The organism is Bradyrhizobium sp. 18BD (assembly GCF_054185225.1).
Genome location: NZ_JAVAYL010000011.1, coordinates 112,305 through 127,057 on the forward strand (window position 1 = coordinate 112,305; position 14,753 = coordinate 127,057).

The 14,753-nt window shown below is 62.9% G+C and carries 16 protein-coding genes; 9 read left to right on the forward strand and 7 right to left on the reverse strand.

Going from position 1 to position 14,753, the window contains the following annotated elements; translation table 11 throughout:
- Positions 1–147 precede the first annotated feature (147 nt).
- Positions 148–1,719: a S10 family peptidase gene (locus RAD16_RS20825; protein WP_458159764.1), complete on the forward strand. Its 1,572-nt coding sequence runs from the start codon at positions 148–150 to the stop codon at positions 1,717–1,719.
- A 204-nt stretch (positions 1,720–1,923) separates the two neighbouring features.
- Here RAD16_RS20825 and RAD16_RS20830 read toward each other — a convergent pair whose 3' ends face one another.
- Complete coding sequence (locus tag RAD16_RS20830) at positions 1,924–2,886, reverse strand: alpha/beta fold hydrolase (RefSeq protein ID WP_458159765.1); 963 nt, start codon at positions 2,884–2,886, stop codon at positions 1,924–1,926.
- A 114-nt stretch (positions 2,887–3,000) separates the two neighbouring features.
- Between RAD16_RS20830 and RAD16_RS20835 the strand changes: the two genes are divergently transcribed.
- Complete coding sequence (locus tag RAD16_RS20835) at positions 3,001–4,023, forward strand: C13 family peptidase (RefSeq protein ID WP_458159766.1); 1,023 nt, start codon at positions 3,001–3,003, stop codon at positions 4,021–4,023.
- A gap of 166 nt (positions 4,024–4,189) precedes the next feature.
- The gene (locus RAD16_RS20840; RefSeq protein ID WP_458159767.1) at positions 4,190–5,041 is read left to right on the forward strand and encodes a dienelactone hydrolase family protein; all 852 of its coding nucleotides are present in this window, start codon (positions 4,190–4,192) and stop codon (positions 5,039–5,041) included.
- Positions 5,042–5,422: 381 nt separating this feature from the next.
- Here RAD16_RS20840 and RAD16_RS20845 read toward each other — a convergent pair whose 3' ends face one another.
- From RAD16_RS20845 to RAD16_RS20855, 3 genes are all read right to left on the reverse strand, one after another.
- On the reverse strand, positions 5,423–6,040 hold the full coding sequence (locus tag RAD16_RS20845) for a DUF2865 domain-containing protein (protein ID WP_458159768.1): 618 nt from the start codon (positions 6,038–6,040) through the stop codon (positions 5,423–5,425).
- A gap of 278 nt (positions 6,041–6,318) precedes the next feature.
- Entirely contained in the window at positions 6,319–7,716 is a 1,398-nt protein-coding gene (locus RAD16_RS20850; protein WP_458159769.1) for a serine hydrolase domain-containing protein, read from the reverse strand.
- Between the two features lie 130 nt (positions 7,717–7,846).
- Positions 7,847–8,389 carry a tetratricopeptide repeat protein gene (locus RAD16_RS20855; RefSeq protein WP_458159770.1) on the reverse strand — a complete coding sequence of 181 codons (543 nt, stop codon included), beginning with the start codon at positions 8,387–8,389 and terminating at the stop codon, positions 7,847–7,849.
- A gap of 252 nt (positions 8,390–8,641) precedes the next feature.
- Here RAD16_RS20855 and RAD16_RS20860 point away from each other — a divergent pair, with 252 nt between their 5' ends.
- From RAD16_RS20860 to RAD16_RS20875, 4 genes are all read left to right on the forward strand, one after another.
- The gene (locus tag RAD16_RS20860; protein ID WP_458159771.1) at positions 8,642–9,070 is read left to right on the forward strand and encodes a His-rich protein BRANT; all 429 of its coding nucleotides are present in this window, start codon (positions 8,642–8,644) and stop codon (positions 9,068–9,070) included.
- A 235-nt stretch (positions 9,071–9,305) separates the two neighbouring features.
- The gene (locus tag RAD16_RS20865) at positions 9,306–9,701 is read left to right on the forward strand and encodes a hypothetical protein (RefSeq protein WP_458159889.1); all 396 of its coding nucleotides are present in this window, start codon (positions 9,306–9,308) and stop codon (positions 9,699–9,701) included.
- A 276-nt stretch (positions 9,702–9,977) separates the two neighbouring features.
- Positions 9,978–10,685, forward strand: a complete 708-nt coding sequence (locus tag RAD16_RS20870) for an outer membrane protein (protein WP_458159772.1) — start codon at positions 9,978–9,980, stop codon at positions 10,683–10,685.
- Positions 10,686–10,937: 252 nt separating this feature from the next.
- Positions 10,938–11,180: a hypothetical protein gene (locus RAD16_RS20875; RefSeq protein ID WP_458159773.1), complete on the forward strand. Its 243-nt coding sequence runs from the start codon at positions 10,938–10,940 to the stop codon at positions 11,178–11,180.
- Positions 11,181–11,205: 25 nt separating this feature from the next.
- Here RAD16_RS20875 and RAD16_RS20880 read toward each other — a convergent pair whose 3' ends face one another.
- Positions 11,206–11,460: a hypothetical protein gene (locus RAD16_RS20880; RefSeq protein WP_458159774.1), complete on the reverse strand. Its 255-nt coding sequence runs from the start codon at positions 11,458–11,460 to the stop codon at positions 11,206–11,208.
- A 308-nt stretch (positions 11,461–11,768) separates the two neighbouring features.
- Positions 11,769–12,164 carry a hypothetical protein gene (locus tag RAD16_RS20885; protein ID WP_458159775.1) on the reverse strand — a complete coding sequence of 132 codons (396 nt, stop codon included), beginning with the start codon at positions 12,162–12,164 and terminating at the stop codon, positions 11,769–11,771.
- 103 nt (positions 12,165–12,267) lie between these two features.
- On the opposite strand from RAD16_RS20885, the gene RAD16_RS20890 reads away from it, so the two are divergent.
- Positions 12,268–12,432, forward strand: a complete 165-nt coding sequence (locus RAD16_RS20890) for a hypothetical protein (RefSeq protein ID WP_458159776.1) — start codon at positions 12,268–12,270, stop codon at positions 12,430–12,432.
- A 3-nt stretch (positions 12,433–12,435) separates the two neighbouring features.
- On the opposite strand, the gene RAD16_RS20895 is transcribed toward RAD16_RS20890, so the two are convergent.
- Positions 12,436–12,627 (reverse strand): hypothetical protein, encoded by a 192-nt coding sequence (locus tag RAD16_RS20895; RefSeq protein ID WP_458159777.1) that lies wholly within the window; start codon positions 12,625–12,627, stop codon positions 12,436–12,438.
- A gap of 258 nt (positions 12,628–12,885) precedes the next feature.
- Between RAD16_RS20895 and RAD16_RS20900 the strand changes: the two genes are divergently transcribed.
- Positions 12,886–14,583, forward strand: coding sequence for a methyl-accepting chemotaxis protein (locus tag RAD16_RS20900; RefSeq protein WP_458159778.1), 1,698 nt, complete (start codon positions 12,886–12,888; stop codon positions 14,581–14,583).
- Positions 14,584–14,753: the final 170 nt, after the last annotated feature.

Sequence of the window (14,753 nt, forward strand, 5' to 3'; positions counted from 1 at the left end):
CTGCCGGTTTCGGGACGAAAATCACCTCATTTCGAGCCCGATCGGCCGCCTTGGGGGCCGCCGGACCCACGATCCCCCAAACCGTCGCAATTTCGCGCTAGCTTTTCGGCCTTCCCCGGCCCTCATGGCCGGGCAGGGAGGACGATCATGGTCACGAGCTTGCCGGCGCTCCGTCGTACGGCCCTGGTGCTGGCGGTGTCGGCTTTCGCCGTTGCGGGATTTGCGCGTGCGGACGATCCGCCGCAGCCGCGCACCGAGGCGGCAGCGCCAGCCGGACAGAAGGGGGGACGTGGCGGTGGTGCCGCTCAAAGCGGACCGCAGGCTTCGCCGTCGGCTACCGAGCCGCACCGCCTGCCGCCGGACCAGACCACGAAGCAGACGCTCGATCTGCCCGGCCGCAATCTCAACTTCGCGGCAACGGCCGGCTCGATCCGCGTGTTCGACGGCAAAGGCGATCCGCTGGCCGACATCGCCTACACGTCCTACGAGCTCGACGGCTCCGACCGCGCGACGCGCCCGGTGACGTTCCTGTTCAACGGCGGGCCCGGCGCATCCTCGGCATGGCTCCAGTTTGGAGCGGCCGGGCCGTGGCGGTTGCCGCTCGACGGCGAGGCGCTGTCGCCATCGGCCTCGCCCGAGGTGAAGCCGAATGCGGAGACCTGGCTCGACTTCACCGATCTCGTCTTCATCGATCCCGTCGGCACCGGCTACAGCCGCTTCGTTGCCAGCGGCGACGACGCGCGCAAATCCTTCTATTCGGTCGACGGTGACGCCAACGCGATCGCGCTGGTGATCCGCCGCTGGCTCGAGAAGCACGACCGGCTGACCTCGCCGAAATACGTCGCGGGCGAAAGCTATGGCGGCATTCGCGGGCCGAAAGTGGTGCGCCAGTTGCAGCTCCAGCATGGCGTTGGCGTCAGGGGATTGATCCTGGTGTCACCGCTATTGGACTTCCGCGAGTTCACCGGCACCAGCCTCCTGCAATATGTCGCGACGCTGCCGAGCTATGTGGCGGTCGCGCGCGAAGCCAAGGGACCGGTCAAGCGCGCCGATCTCGCCGATGTCGAGGCATACGCACGCGGCGAATTCCTGACCGACCTCGTCAGGGGCGAGGCCGACAGGGAAGCCACCAACCGCCTCGCCGACAAGGTCGCCGAGCTCACCGGCATCGACCAGGCGGTGAGCCGCCGGCTCTCCGGCCGCTTCGACGTCGGCGAATTCCGCCGCGAGCTCGACCGCAAGAACGGCAAGGTGACAGGACGCTATGACGGCTCGGTGCGCGGCCTCGATCCCTATCCGGATTCGAGCAACTCCCGCTTCGGCGATCCCTCGGGCGACGCGCTGCAGGCGCCGTTGACCAGTGCCGCTGTCGACGTGCTGACGCGCAAGCTCAACTGGCGCCCCGACGGCTCCTACGAAGTGCTGAACGGCTCGGTCGAGGGCAATTGGGATTTCGGCCGCGGCATCAACCCGCCGCAATCGGTGTCGGAGCTGCGCCAGATCCTCGCGACCGATGCGAGGCTCAACGTGCTGGTCGGGCACGGCCTGTTCGACCTCGCGACGCCCTATTTCGGCACGAAGCGGGTGCTCGACCAGCTCCCGGCCTTCGTGACCCAGCGCGTGAAATTCGTCGTCTATCCCGGCGGCCACATGTTCTATTCACGCGACGGCTCGCGCCAGGCGTTTCGCAGCGAGGTCGAGGCGCTGATCAGGGAGTAGCGCATGATCCGGAAAAGTGCGTAGCGGTTTTCCCTCGCGACAAACGCGGAACGCGTTTGCGCGTAATCATGCTTCAACTAGGGCGTGTACCCATAAATGAGACGCTTGATCTTGGTCGAACCTGATGTCCGCTTATCCTTCAACAGCGGCACAAAAGCGGACATCGACGAAGGTCGCCGAAGGGCCAAGAGCGGACTCAGTGCATCAGTTCTGTTTCAGGAATTCCAGGAGCGCATTGCTTACGTCTTTGGCGCGCTCTTGCTGAGTCCAATGACCGCAACCTTTCAAGACTATTGTCTCGCGAAGCAAGGGCACGAACTGTTTCAGGCTAGGGATGAGATGGTTCCAATTCGGCGATCTGTAAACCCCGTCTCGATCGCCAACGACATAGAGTGCCGGGACCTGAACCTTTGCGCCAGACCATGGTGCGAGCAGTTCCCAATTCCGATCAATGTTGCGATACCAATTCAAACCTCCTCCAAAGCCGGTGCGCTTGAACTCCTCGACGTAAAATTCGATGTCATTGTCCGTCAGCCACGTCGGCAATGATTGGGTTGTAGGCTTCCCATCAAGCCACCCCCCCTCACTAGGAAGCATTGCGAGCGACGCAGGATCTTCAACCGGCGCATCGCCGGATAGAGCAAACAATGTTGTCCTGATTGCGTTGTGGACGTCTTTTTCGAGTTCTGCCTCGGCAACGCCCGGCGTCTGGAAATACAGTTGATAGAAGCGCTGCTTTTCGGTCCTCGGCATGACGGTGCTTGGTCGGTTGGGACCACGCACCTGAAATGGCACGCTCAAGCCAACGACGGCCCTAAATCGATCCGGTCTGAACAGAGCGCAGCGCCAGGCGACCGGCGCTCCCAAGTCATGTCCGACAACGACTGCCTGATCCGTGCCGATCGCGTCGAGCAATCCGACCATGTCTCCGGTCAAATGCAATAGAGTGTATTGATCGATCGCATCCGGTTTGTCCGTCTGCCCGTAACCACGCATGTCGGGCGCGATGGCGCGATATCCGGCGGCAGCGAGCGCTTCCAATTGGTGCCGCCATGAATACCAGCACTCCGGAAAGCCATGGCAGAGAAGCACGGTGGGGCCGCTCCCTGCTTCGGCCAGGTGCATTCGAATGCCATTTGTCTCGATAAATCGATGCGAGATCGTCATTGCCAACCTCCGCAAGATCATTGATCTGACAGCTAATCAGTCACATTGTGAGCTCCAGCCACAGCCGAAGTGGCTCCGCCGACACCCAGTCGAACGGCGGACCGCCAAAACGACATGCTCTACGAATTTATTTTCGAGCCCGCACCGCGCCTCCGGCGGCATCGGCGCAAGGTCGGCTTCGGGGTCATTCGCGACGGTCTTGCAGAATCTCTTTTCGGTCCAGTCTCCCCCTCAGAGCCGACATGGAGGCAATGGCCGGACTTGGTCGCGAAGGGCCATATCCGGACCCTTGCACGTGCCATTCCGAAGGATGGATGGAAATTCACTGGCTTTCCGCTATTTTGTGTTGAGCCGCAGTTCTGTAGCGGCGATCTCGAAACGAGGTTCGCGATGACCTCCAGGTCCTCGATCAGGCGGCTCGGCGCGCCGCTCGTCGCTTTTTTTCTGACCATCTGGCCGCTGGTTTCTCCGGTACGCGCTATTGCGGACGCTGGAAAGGTTGGCGTGGTGTCCTTTGGCCTGTACGGGGATCAAGGCGTGTTTAGATCCGAGGCGACCGGCGCGGCTCAGGTCGTGGCCGGCCGTTTCGAGACTGGACCGATCAACGTGGAGTACAATTCCAAGAAAGGGGGAAGTGCAACGATCGAAGCCCTGGCCAAGTCGCTACAGATGGCAGCCAACCGCTTGGATGCTGAGAAAGATGTTCTCTTTTTGATTCTCACCTCGCATGGCTCTCCTGATGGCCTTGCAATCAAGGCGGGGCGGCTCACAGAAACGCTCACACCATCTCGTCTCCGCGACATGCTCGCGAAGACAGGTGTGCGACACAAGGTGGTGGTCATCTCGGCTTGTTATTCCGGGGTTTTTATCCCGCACCTGGCGACTCCCGATGTGCTGGTCATCACCGCGGCCGATGACAAGCATCCGTCGTTCGGCTGCCAGGACAAGGCCAAGTGGACCTATTTTGGCGACGCTTTTTTCAACGTCGCGCTCCGGAAAGCCGTCAGCCTGAAGGATGCGTTTCTCGATGCGCGCTCACTCGTCCGGAAGCGAGAATTGCGGGAACATTTCGAGCCGTCGAATCCGCTCATGGCGGGCGGTGCAGACGTGCTGCCATTGCTTGTCGGACATCCTTGAACAACCGGCCGCGAGCGCAGAGGCTATTGCTGTTGCTCGCGGGCGCATCGCCGTTTCCGGTCACCCACGCCGGCCATAAGTGTCCGTGCATTCTTAGACTTACGGTGTGGATGGGCGGACATGAGCCTGCTACGCTGACTCCGTTCGGGAAGCGGAGGGAAGGAAAATGGTTACACGAGCCAAAGCATGTCTCGGTGTAGCAGTGTTCGTTGCATACCTTTCCACCAACGCCGCGACCTTGGCGGGAGAATTGGTCAGGTTCGAAAGTGCTCCCGTTCACGTCGGCCAACTCCAGCAGCGCCTGGCGCGCGAACGTGGCGAAACGCCGAAAGCAGCGTCTGAAACGATTGAGGGTTACCTGTCGAAACCTGAGGGCGACGGCCCATTTTCCGCCATTGTGTATCTCCACGGATGCGATGGACTTTCGGAAGACGCCCGAACGTACAACGCGCGGGGCTATGTGTCGCTTATGCTGGATAGCTTTGCGACCCGTGGCATCAAGAACGCCTGCACCCAGGTGACGCCGGGCCTGCTGCTTACCCGCCAAGGTGATGCTTTAGGCGCGCTATCCTATCTTTCCAATCTTCCCTTCGTCGATTCTCAACGTATCGCGGTTATTGGATATTCGCAGGGTGCAATGGTTGCGCTGCAGTTGGCGTCGAACCATCAGGCGGAAATCTTTGACGTCCCCCGGGATCGAAAGTTCAAGGCCGCCGTGGCCTACTACCCGCTTTGCGGCGTTGCCTCCGAGGAACTCATCGTTCCTGCATTGATCATGATCGGCGAACTCGACGACTGGACGCCCGCGACGGACTGCGAGCGTTGGATGAAGCGGCGGGCCGACAGGGGAGCACCCGTAAAATTGATCGTCTATCCCGGTGCCTATCACGCCTTTAATTCCCCCGCCTTCGCCGATGGCAGGGAATATCTCGGACATTGGCTCAAATATGATCCCACCGCGGCCGCCCAGTCAGTCCAGGAGATGCGGAGTTTCCTCGCTGCTCAATTTTCCCATTGAGTGAGACGGCGAAGCGAGTGCGCGGCATCGGCATCACGCATCGTCCGCTTTGGGTCTGGGCTGTGTGAAAACGCGAAGACGTTCAATCGCGGTAGAACAAGGTATTCGTCCAAGACCACTTTAGCCGCTCAACGCGCAAGCGAATTCAACTTAGAGGTCGACCTGAAGAACATCATTCTTCGTCGCGTTTTGATTTTTGAGTTTTCACACAGCCAGGGTCACAAGCAGACTTTGCTGGTTTGATCTATCGAGGTCGGCTCATCACGGGAGAGCGGACATTGATGCGGCATCAGTGCTAGCCGGCTAAGGACCAACAACGGAAGAAGCTCTGCAAGAGGTGATCGTCGGACATTGATTGGAACATCAATCCGCATCTACGCGCTAGTCGCGCGCGGGCACCGGCTTCCGCGTGATGGTCGCCGCCGGAAGCGGCGTGAAATCCGGGTTCTGGTCGTTGCCGACCCGTATGCCGGAATAGGCGACGAGCCCGTCAGCGGTGGCGACCGCGTCGCCCGAGCGTAACGAGCCGTCCATCGCGAGATCGACCGATGCAAGACCGGCGGGGCTTTGGCCGTTGCAAGTGCAATCGGCGCGTAGCGCCTTCCGATAGGCGAAGGCGTTTTCGCTATCGGCGTAGCGTTCGCCGGTTGCGGCATACGCTCTGTCGATACTGGAGCCGAAGAAAACTTTGGTCGGGCTTGCCGGACAGAAGGCCTGACACATCTGCGCCGGCGAGGCCGCGCCGCGCATCAGCGGAAAATATTTGCCGTCGCAACTGCGCACGCAGAAGGCAGGTCCCGCGCTTACGACCGGCCGCGGCGGTGGTGATCGCGGATCAAAAGTCGAGGTCTGCTGCTGTTGCTTCTGGCCGCCACCGAAAAGGAAATCAAGCAAGCCTTCGGCCGCGCTCATTTCGGGCGTCAGCGCCACGGGGCCGACGATGGCGACAGCAACAAGCATGCGGCGCAGCTTACGCTGAAAGCACAATTCGGTACGCATCGCTTGCTCCACCGGACGCAACGAACTCTCTTCAGCACAAGGGCGCTTGCGGCAATCTTGGATACGAAACGCGCTCTAAGCTGGGCGGTGAAGGGGAAAGAAATAGGCGAGTGGGCAGGTAAGCGCCACATTTCGGCCGTTGTGGGACGCCGTCGAAGCCGTGATCCCCCGGAGTTCGTGCCGCGTTGAAACCGGCCGAAGTCCGGTTCGGGGTCACTAGCGGTAATGCTCTAGCCGATCAGACCATTCCGCTCAGCGATCAGAAGCCGACATCGCCCTTATAAGTACACGCCCTGGATGGGCCGCCGCTTGCGTGGCTTGTATCGCCGCGCGATCTCGCGGGCCACGACGCTCGCGGGCTTCACATTGGCGCCGGCGAGCCAGATGTCGCTCACCTTGCCGCGCTTGTTGCGGATGCGGCGCACCGGCTCGCCATGGCTGGAATAGCCGGCAGCCCAGGCGAGCTTGCCGGTATCGCGGCCGGTGACCTCGATCTCGGCGGCATCCATGAACGGGTTGTTGAACTGCGGATTGGCGACCAGCACGCGGTTGCCCATCGGCACGAGGTCGCTTGCGCCCCAGACCGTCCACCAACGTCCGGTCCAGTCGCGCACGCGGCGGTCGGGTGCGCCGCGCGTCTTGAAGACACGCAGGATCTGCATCGCTCCGTCCATCCAGAACGGCGCCGCGCCATCGATGGAGTTGCTGAGGATGCTGATCGCGAGCTCGCATCCGGGGATGGAGCAGGTCCTGGAGATGTAGCCCTGGAAACCGCCACCATGGCCGAACCAGTCCCAGCCGTCGGTCTTGCCGGCGTTGACGCCGAGACCGTAATAGGCCTCGAAGCTCTGCGGTACGCGCCAGTGCTGCCGCGTCATCTCGCGGCGGCTCGCGACCGACAGCACGCTCTTCCTGGCATTGGGCGCAAGCTGCTGGAAGAAGCGGGCGGTGTCGGCGGCAGTCGCGACGAAGCCCGCGGCGGAGGCCATCGCATGCGCGGGATTGTCGCCGGGGATGACGCAGCGTTCGCCCAGCGGCACCTTGCGCGTGTGGCCGCGCGCGAACGATGCGCCCTTGGGAAGCGGCGCGTCAGGCTCGGTCTCGCGCAAACCTGCGGGTGCGATGATCTCGCGCTTGATCCAGACGGGGTAGGGCTCCTTCGTCACGGCTTCGATGACGAGACCGAGCAGGCCGAAGCCGTGATTGGAATATTTGAAGCGGGTGCCTGATTCGATCGCGGTCGGCAGCTTCAAGTCCGCCAGCAGCTCCTTCGCGTTGAGATAGGGGCGGCTGTCGATGAACTGGCCGGAATCGGCGCCGTCGCGCGTCAGCCCCGCGCTGTGCGAGAGCACCTGCGCTATCTTCGTCTCGGCGACGCGCGGATGAAGGCCGCCGACATGGTCGCCGATGGGGTCGTCGAGCCCAAGCTTGCGCTGCTCGCGCAGCTTCATGATGCCGGCCGAGGTAAAACTCTTCGAGTGCGAGGCGATGCGGAAGCGGTGACGCGGGGTGAGCTTCTCGCCGGTGTCGAGATTGGCAAGGCCGAATGCGTGCTCGGCGACGATTTCGCCGCGATGGGCGAATGCGACGATGACGCCGGGTTGCTGGATTGTCGTCTGCTGAAATTCGATCCAGGAGCTGATGTAGTCGATCGCGGATCGCAGCCACGTGTCCATTGCGCACCAATTTGCGAGGGGAGGATGGTGCGGAAGGCTAGCCGAGAAAGCGGAACGGGCACAACCGAAAGGTTGTGCCCGTTCGCGAGGTCGAAGATGCTGTCGTCTTCAGTAGAAGATGCTGTCGTCTTCAGTAGACGAGCGTCGCGCCGGTCGGCTTGTCGAGCGCTGCGGCGAGCGAGCGATATTCGGAGCTGTCGGTGCCGGCGAGCGAGGCGATCTTGTTCAGATGATACTGCGCCTGTTCGCGGTTGCCCTGCTCGAGCTGCCAGAGGCCGTAATACTGCCAGGTGCGGACGTGGTTCGGATCGTCCTTCAGCGCCAGCTCGTAATAGATCTTGGACGACTGATAGTCGCCGAGCTTGCGATAGGAATAGCCGATCAGATTGGCGACGTCGGCGACGTCATCACGCTTGAGCGACTTCAGCTGGCCGATCGCGCCGGTGTAGTCGTGGTTGTCATAGATCGTGGTGTAAGCGGTGCGATAGGCCGCGAGGAATTTGGGATCGCTGACGGAGGAGCTCTTCTTCTTGCCCTTCTTGGACGAGGAGTCCGACTTCGGCGGCGAGGAGGGCTCGTCGCTGCCGGCGGCATAGGCGCTGGACAGCACCGGCGCTGCCGCCAGCGACATGGCGACGAGTCCCGGCACAACAAGCATTGAGAGTTTGCGCATCTAGTTTCTCCCGTATGGAACGTGGCGATCCTACACGATTGCCCGAAGACCGGAACACCCAGGGGGCGAAAACATTCCCGCTTCGCACGATCTAATCGCCCCGGGGCAGATGACAAACTTGTCATCCAGATGAACGGAAGCCTGCAATCGGCTTCAGACTGGGTTCAGTGCGTGGCGCCTAGGCTCCCACCTACGATCGAAGGGTTGGCGAGAGGGCGCCGCCTCAAGATCCTTCCAAGAGGAGACAGCACCATGTTGAAGTCCATTTCCGCAGCCTTGCTCGCAGCTTCCGTGATCGCAGCCCCGGCCTTCGCCACGGATGCGGCAAAGACCACCACGACAGCACCGGTCATCAAGGCGGACCAGAGCCAGACCAAGGCGTCGACCACCGCCGCGAAACCCGAGGCTGGCGTCAAGGCCGATGCCAAGGCTTCCGATCTCAAGGCTTCCGGTGCCAAGGCTTCCGAAGTGAAGGCTTCGGACGTCAAGGCTGGCGACGTCAAGGCGGATGCCAAGGCCGACACCAAGTCGAAGTCGATGAATGCCAACGCCGCGGTCACGCCCGACGAGCACAAGATCGTGCGCACCCATCGCCATCACCACAAGCATCTGTCGGCCAAGAAGTCGCTGAAGGCGCAGCCGGACGTGACCAAGCCGGCGACCATCGAGAAGCGCAGCTAACGACTGATCCCGCGCGGCGGCATCCCTGGCATTGCCCCGTTGCCGCGCGGACTTCAGGCCCGTCCCGCCGTTCCGGCGCCTTGCGCGAAAGTGCAACGCATCGGCGGCGGGCCGGTGCGTTGAGCAAGCGAATTCCCTTCGTGCAACCTTGGGGCTAGAACGTTGTCCGGGTCTGTTCGAGCGGAGAGCGTAAGCGGTGGGGCGATTGGCGAAACCTGCGGTGAGCCTGGCATTGATCTTGGCATTGCCGCTGATGCTCGCGGCATGTTTCGGCAGCGACGGTGACCGTCCATCCCTGATGGAGGGGAGCCAGGCCGGAGGGCCGCAGCCCTTTCCCGACAATTTCCGCAGCGAGACCGTCGCCTTGATGCGCAGCTATCTCAACAACCCGGTCGGCGTGCGCGAGGCGAGCATGGCCGATCCGGTGCAGCGCGAGGTCGGCGGCCGGCAGTTCTACGTCGGCTGCCTGCACTTCACGCCACGCGAGACCGACGGCAGCTACAAGGCCATGCGCGAGCGCGCCGTGATCTTCGTGAACGGCCGGGCGGACCGGGTCGTGGACCGCGCCAACGAGCTCTGCGCCGGTGCGGTTTACGCACCCTTTCCGGAACTGGAAAAGATGACGCGGTAGCGCAAAGCCCGCCTTCATCGGCTGGTGCTAGACAGGGGCGCTGGATCACATTTCGGCGAGCTTTGAACGGGGCCGGTTTGCCTCGCGACAGATCGTTATGGCCAGCCTTGCGCTGACGACGAAAACAGCCGGTGCAAGGCGACGTGACGGAACAAAATCGCGTGGTTGCCACCCCGTCACAGTCACGAACGATCAACGTTCCGGCATCGCCGCCAAGCAACCAAATTCACGCCACGTTGTTTGCTGAGGGTCGATTTTGAAAGAACGGGGATGAGCATGAAGAGGATTTTGCTCGGTGCAGCAGCTCTGCTTGCGCTGGCCGCACCGGCGGCCGCAGCGGACATGCAGGCGCGCACCTACACCAAGGCGCCGGTCTATACGCCGCCGCAGGCGATCTACAACTGGACCGGTTTCTACATCGGCGGCCATGTCGGTGGCGCCTTCGCCGGCGACAGCAGCTTCCAGTCGAGCGACGCGCGCTTCCTGGGCGGCGTGCAGGGCGGTTTCGATTACCAGTTCGCGCCCAATTGGGTGGTGGGTATCGAGGCCCAGTATTCCTGGCTGCCGACCAACAACAACGGCGCTACGTTCCCGCTGGGGACGCAGGTGACCTCCAACACGGACCAGCTCGGCTCGGTGACCGGCCGCGTCGGCTATACCTGGGGCCCGGCGCTGGTTTACGCCAAGGGCGGTTACGCCTGGCGCAATGGCGGCCTTGGCGTCAACGTTGCCGGCGTCGCGCAGCCCTTTACCGCGACCGGCAACAACAAGGACGGCTATACCGTCGGCGCCGGCCTCGAATACATGTTTGCCCCGAACTGGTCGGCCAAGGCCGAGTACCAGTATTACAACTTCGGCAGCACGACCTTGACCTCCGGCCCGGCCGACATCGTCGGCGTCCGGGGCCGGGAGGACGAGCATACCGTCAAGGTCGGTGTGAACTATCGCTTCGGCTGGGGCGGCCCGCCGGCCTCGCGCTACTGACCCGCCAGAGCGACCCGAGATCTGAAAAAGGCCGGCTCACGCCGGCCTTTCGTTTGCCGGCCTCCAGGTTCGCAGGCGCTTGTTTGCGTTGCGTGAACCATCTGGCGCGTCATTTGCAAGCAAACGTTCGGCACGTGGCTTTCTCACGCGTGTCATGGGGCTGGCGTAAAGCAAAAATAATTTTTGCGACTTACGGAACTCGCGCTCCGGAAGGCGTTATATGAGAATTACCGGGCTGGTGGGACGACGGACATGCGTATCTTTGTGTCGGCTGCAGTGATCTCCTGCTTCTTTTCCCTGCCGTGCGCTGCACAGACAATCCTCAAGTCCGAGCCTCTGATGCTGGCACCCTATGAGGTCGCCTTCGTCAAGGACGCCTCCTGTCCGTCCGGCAAGGTGCTGAAGGTCACCGGCGCGATCCGTGGGCTGCACCGCCGCAAGGCCTGTGTGGTGCTGGCCGGCGAGCAGGCCTCGCTGGCGATCGCGACGCCCTGAGCGCATTCCGACCTTCGGCCTGATCTCAAGAACTCAGCTCGAGCTCTAACCGCGACTGCCGCTCGGCCTCCGCCTTGTTCTCGGCGGGGTCTTCGCCTTGGGCGGGCCGGCAGGGTTTGATCTCGTAATCATTGTCCAGCACCCGGCGCGGTCCGTGCCGGTCATCGTCGGCCGCCACATCAACGACGAGGCCGCTCCGCTGCGCGAGCTTCCAGACGTCGGCGTCGCTTGGGTAGGCCTTGCTGATCTGGGCGTCGTTGCAGAACAGGGCGTAGGGCATGCTTCCCGCTCCAGGAAAGCGCGTTAACGATTCGAGGGCGCAAGCGGTTCCGGGGTGATCACGGACCCGTGATCTGGCGCTCAGGTCTGACCGGTCCCTGAGTCCTTAACGAGTCCTGAATCCCCAAAAAAAGAAACCTTGGGACTCGTTTGCCGGAATCAGCGGATGTTTTCGGCCATGACGACCGACCTCAAGACCTGCTGCGGGCACATGCTGTTGCCACTGACGCTGGGATTGCTCAGCGCCTGTGCGGCCAATCTCTGGTTGGTTTGGTCCTGGCTGTAGGGGGCCCTGACCGGCCGCCGGCCCTAGTCTTCGGCTCGCGGCCGGAGGGAGGGGTCCCGAATGGCGGCGCGGAGCCTGGTCAGGGTGGCCGCGCAATATTCCTCCCGCTCGCGCTCGAACCGCTCCTGGTGCTTTCGGAAATTGGCGATGCGAGCCTGCATCTCGGAGCGGAAATCGCCGCCGGTCCGGGGTGGCGCGACCATGACGGGCGGGGGCGGTGCGGGCGCTGGCGGCGGCTCGATCTCGACTGTGAAGGTCTCGACCGCGACAGTCTTGACCGCGACGGTTTCCACCCACACCGCCGGGGCAGCCGTCGGGACGGTTTCCGGCGGATGGAGGTCATCCTTCTTGCCGGTTACCGATTGAACGAAGGCCAGTGTCTGCGCGATCAGTGCGTCGCGCTCTCTGATCCACTTCATGGGACACCCCTGCTGGAGCCATTCCACCAAAGCTCGCGGGGCGAATCAAGGAGGTATCCTGCAAGGGATTGCATATTTTTCCCGGTCGCCCGACAGTGGGCGGATGGATGCCGGAAAAGAACGCTCGGACGAGACGGACGGCTTGAGGCTCGTTCGCGCCTTCCTGTTGCTGCCGCGTGAGAAGCGGGCGGAAGTGATCGCCTTCGTCGAGGCGCTGGTGCGTGCTCAAGCCCAGCCCGCAGAAGGTGAGAGCACTTCCCCGACGTGAGCGCTATCGCTCGCGCGGCGTGACGTTGGGCACGAAAGGCGCGCCGACCACACGGACCGCCGCCGGGGCTGCGGCCTCGACGGGCCTGCTGTCGGCGACCTGATTCTTCGGCGCCTCTCCAAAGACGGGCTCGACGATTGCGATCGTGCCGGCCACCACGGCGCAGCAAAGCGTCACCGCGCCGAGCAGAAACATGTTTCGATTTTCTTCTCTGATCCGCATGGGCCGAGAACGACCGGGGCAGCCCAATGGTTCCGCGTCGACGAAAGCCGCCCAACCGCCGTCAAAACCATCAAAGCTTACGTGAAGCTTACGCGCGGACTCGAAAAGGTTAGCTTTCCGTATGTTTACGAGCGTCAATTGGTATCAAATTTTAACGTCCGCCGGTTCCAATGGCCCTACTGGAGAAACTGCTTCGGTCAATGGTGACCGGAAAATCATTGGGCGGCTGAGATGAGCTTTTTGAACAATTTGAAGATCGTATGGAAGGTCGCGCTGATCGTGGCCGTGATGGGATGCGCGATGATCGCCGTCGCGACCTTCGGCACGCGCGAACTTTCTGCGACCGTCGACGGGTTCAGCGAGCTTGCCGCCTCGCAATCCTCCGCTCTCAATCTCACGCGCGCCCAGCGCCGCGCCGAGACTTATCATGCCGCGCTCTATGCGGTCTTCACCGAGGCGACCGAGGCCGGCAACGCTGCTCGTCTCAAGACCGCCAACCAGAACCGCGACGAAATCCGCCAATATCTGGACGCGGCCGAGCAGGATGATCCGTCGCGCACGACCCAGATCAGGAGCCTCGGAGACCAGTTGAAAGCGGTGTTCGCAAGCTGCGATCCAGTGCTGAAGGCAGGCTCGCAGGCGAGCAGCACGGAAGAGAATGCCAAGGCCGCTGACCGCGCCCACAAGGAGTGCGATCCGGTGATGGACGCGGCTCTGGCGCGCATCGCCCAGTTTGTGACCGAGACGGCTCAGCTCGTCAACAAGCGCAAGGAAGCCATCAACCGCGACGCGAGGTCGGCGACCTGGACCGTGATCGGCGTCAGCGCCGGCGGCCTGCTGGTCGGCATCGCGATTGCGCTGTTCATCGGCCTCAAGGCGATGTCGCAGCCGATCGCGCGGCTGAAGCTCGCCATGGAGGGTCTTGCCCGCAACGATCTCAAGATCGACGTGCCGGAGAAGGACCGCCTCGACGAGATCGGCGACATGGCCAAGACGGTCGAGATCTTCAAGACCAACGGCCTCGAGGTCGAGCGCCTCAAGGCGGCGCAGGCAGAGGCCGAGAAGCAGGCTGCCGAGCTGCGCAAGCGCGACATGGTCAACCTCGCCGACGGCTTTGAACGCGCGGTGGGCGAGATCATCGAAACAGTCGGATCGGCCTCCACCGAGCTCGAGGCCTCGTCCTCGACCCTTGCCACCACCGCACAGCGCGCCCAGGAGCTGACCTCGGTCGTCGTGATGGCGTCGGGCGAAGCCTCCGGCAACGTGCAGTCGGTTGCGACCGCGACCGAAGAGCTGTCGTCCTCGGTCAACGAGATCAGCCGGCAGGTGCAGGAATCCGCGCGCATGGCGGGCGAAGCCGTCACCCAGGCCCGCACCACGACCGAGCGCGTCAGTGAGCTCTCGGTCGCGGCGACGCGCATCGGCGACGTCGTCGAGCTGATCAACACCATTGCCGGCCAGACCAATCTTCTGGCGCTGAACGCCACGATCGAGGCGGCGCGCGCAGGCGAAGCCGGCCGCGGCTTCGCGGTGGTGGCGTCCGAGGTGAAGACGCTGGCCGAGCAGACCGCCAAGGCCACCGGCGAGATCAGCCAGCAGATTTCCGGCATCCAGTCCGCGACCCAGGAATCGGTGAACGCGATCCGTGACATCTCCGCGACGATCGAGCGGCTCTCGGAAGTGTCGTCGACCATCGCCGCCGCCGTCGAGGAGCAGGGCGCCGCGACCCAGGAGATTTCGCGCAACGTGCAGCAGGCCGCTCATGGCACCCAGCAGGTTTCCTCGAACATCACCGACGTGCAGCGCGGTGCGGCCGAGACCGGCTCGGCTTCCTCGCAGGTGCTCTCGACCGCCAAGATGCTGGCGACCGACAGCAACCGCCTGAAGGACGAAGTCGGAAAATTCCTGCGCACGGTGCGCGCCGCCTGAGCCGTCGCGGCGGCTTTCGTCCGCCGCGTTGGCAGCGCCTGCTACAGCAGGAACGCAAGCACCACGACGAACAGCACGGCCGTCATGATGACGGCCGTTGCCGCACCAGCGACCATTCTGGCCTTCTCTTTCGCTGAAGTCGTGCGCATCGGACGCGCATGCTACCTGAT

Excerpts from the sequence above, each read along its gene's own strand:
- RAD16_RS20830 (WP_458159765.1), bottom strand. The coding sequence starts at position 2,886 with ATGACGATCTCGCATCGATTTATCGAGACAAATGGCATTCGAATGCAC.
- RAD16_RS20835 (WP_458159766.1), top strand. The coding sequence starts at position 3,001 with ATGCTCTACGAATTTATTTTCGAGCCCGCACCGCGCCTCCGGCGGCAT.
- RAD16_RS20845 (WP_458159768.1), bottom strand. The coding sequence starts at position 6,040 with ATGCGTACCGAATTGTGCTTTCAGCGTAAGCTGCGCCGCATGCTTGTT.
- RAD16_RS20860 (WP_458159771.1), top strand. The coding sequence starts at position 8,642 with ATGTTGAAGTCCATTTCCGCAGCCTTGCTCGCAGCTTCCGTGATCGCA.
- RAD16_RS20870 (WP_458159772.1), top strand. The coding sequence starts at position 9,978 with ATGAAGAGGATTTTGCTCGGTGCAGCAGCTCTGCTTGCGCTGGCCGCA.
- RAD16_RS20895 (WP_458159777.1), bottom strand. The coding sequence starts at position 12,627 with ATGTTTCTGCTCGGCGCGGTGACGCTTTGCTGCGCCGTGGTGGCCGGC.
- RAD16_RS20840 (WP_458159767.1), top strand. The coding sequence starts at position 4,190 with ATGGTTACACGAGCCAAAGCATGTCTCGGTGTAGCAGTGTTCGTTGCA.
- RAD16_RS20880 (WP_458159774.1), bottom strand. The coding sequence starts at position 11,460 with ATGCCCTACGCCCTGTTCTGCAACGACGCCCAGATCAGCAAGGCCTAC.
- RAD16_RS20890 (WP_458159776.1), top strand. The coding sequence starts at position 12,268 with ATGGATGCCGGAAAAGAACGCTCGGACGAGACGGACGGCTTGAGGCTC.
- RAD16_RS20885 (WP_458159775.1), bottom strand. The coding sequence starts at position 12,164 with ATGAAGTGGATCAGAGAGCGCGACGCACTGATCGCGCAGACACTGGCC.
- RAD16_RS20875 (WP_458159773.1), top strand. The coding sequence starts at position 10,938 with ATGCGTATCTTTGTGTCGGCTGCAGTGATCTCCTGCTTCTTTTCCCTG.
- RAD16_RS20825 (WP_458159764.1), top strand. The coding sequence starts at position 148 with ATGGTCACGAGCTTGCCGGCGCTCCGTCGTACGGCCCTGGTGCTGGCG.
- RAD16_RS20855 (WP_458159770.1), bottom strand. The coding sequence starts at position 8,389 with ATGCGCAAACTCTCAATGCTTGTTGTGCCGGGACTCGTCGCCATGTCG.
- RAD16_RS20850 (WP_458159769.1), bottom strand. The coding sequence starts at position 7,716 with ATGGACACGTGGCTGCGATCCGCGATCGACTACATCAGCTCCTGGATC.
- RAD16_RS20900 (WP_458159778.1), top strand. The coding sequence starts at position 12,886 with ATGAGCTTTTTGAACAATTTGAAGATCGTATGGAAGGTCGCGCTGATC.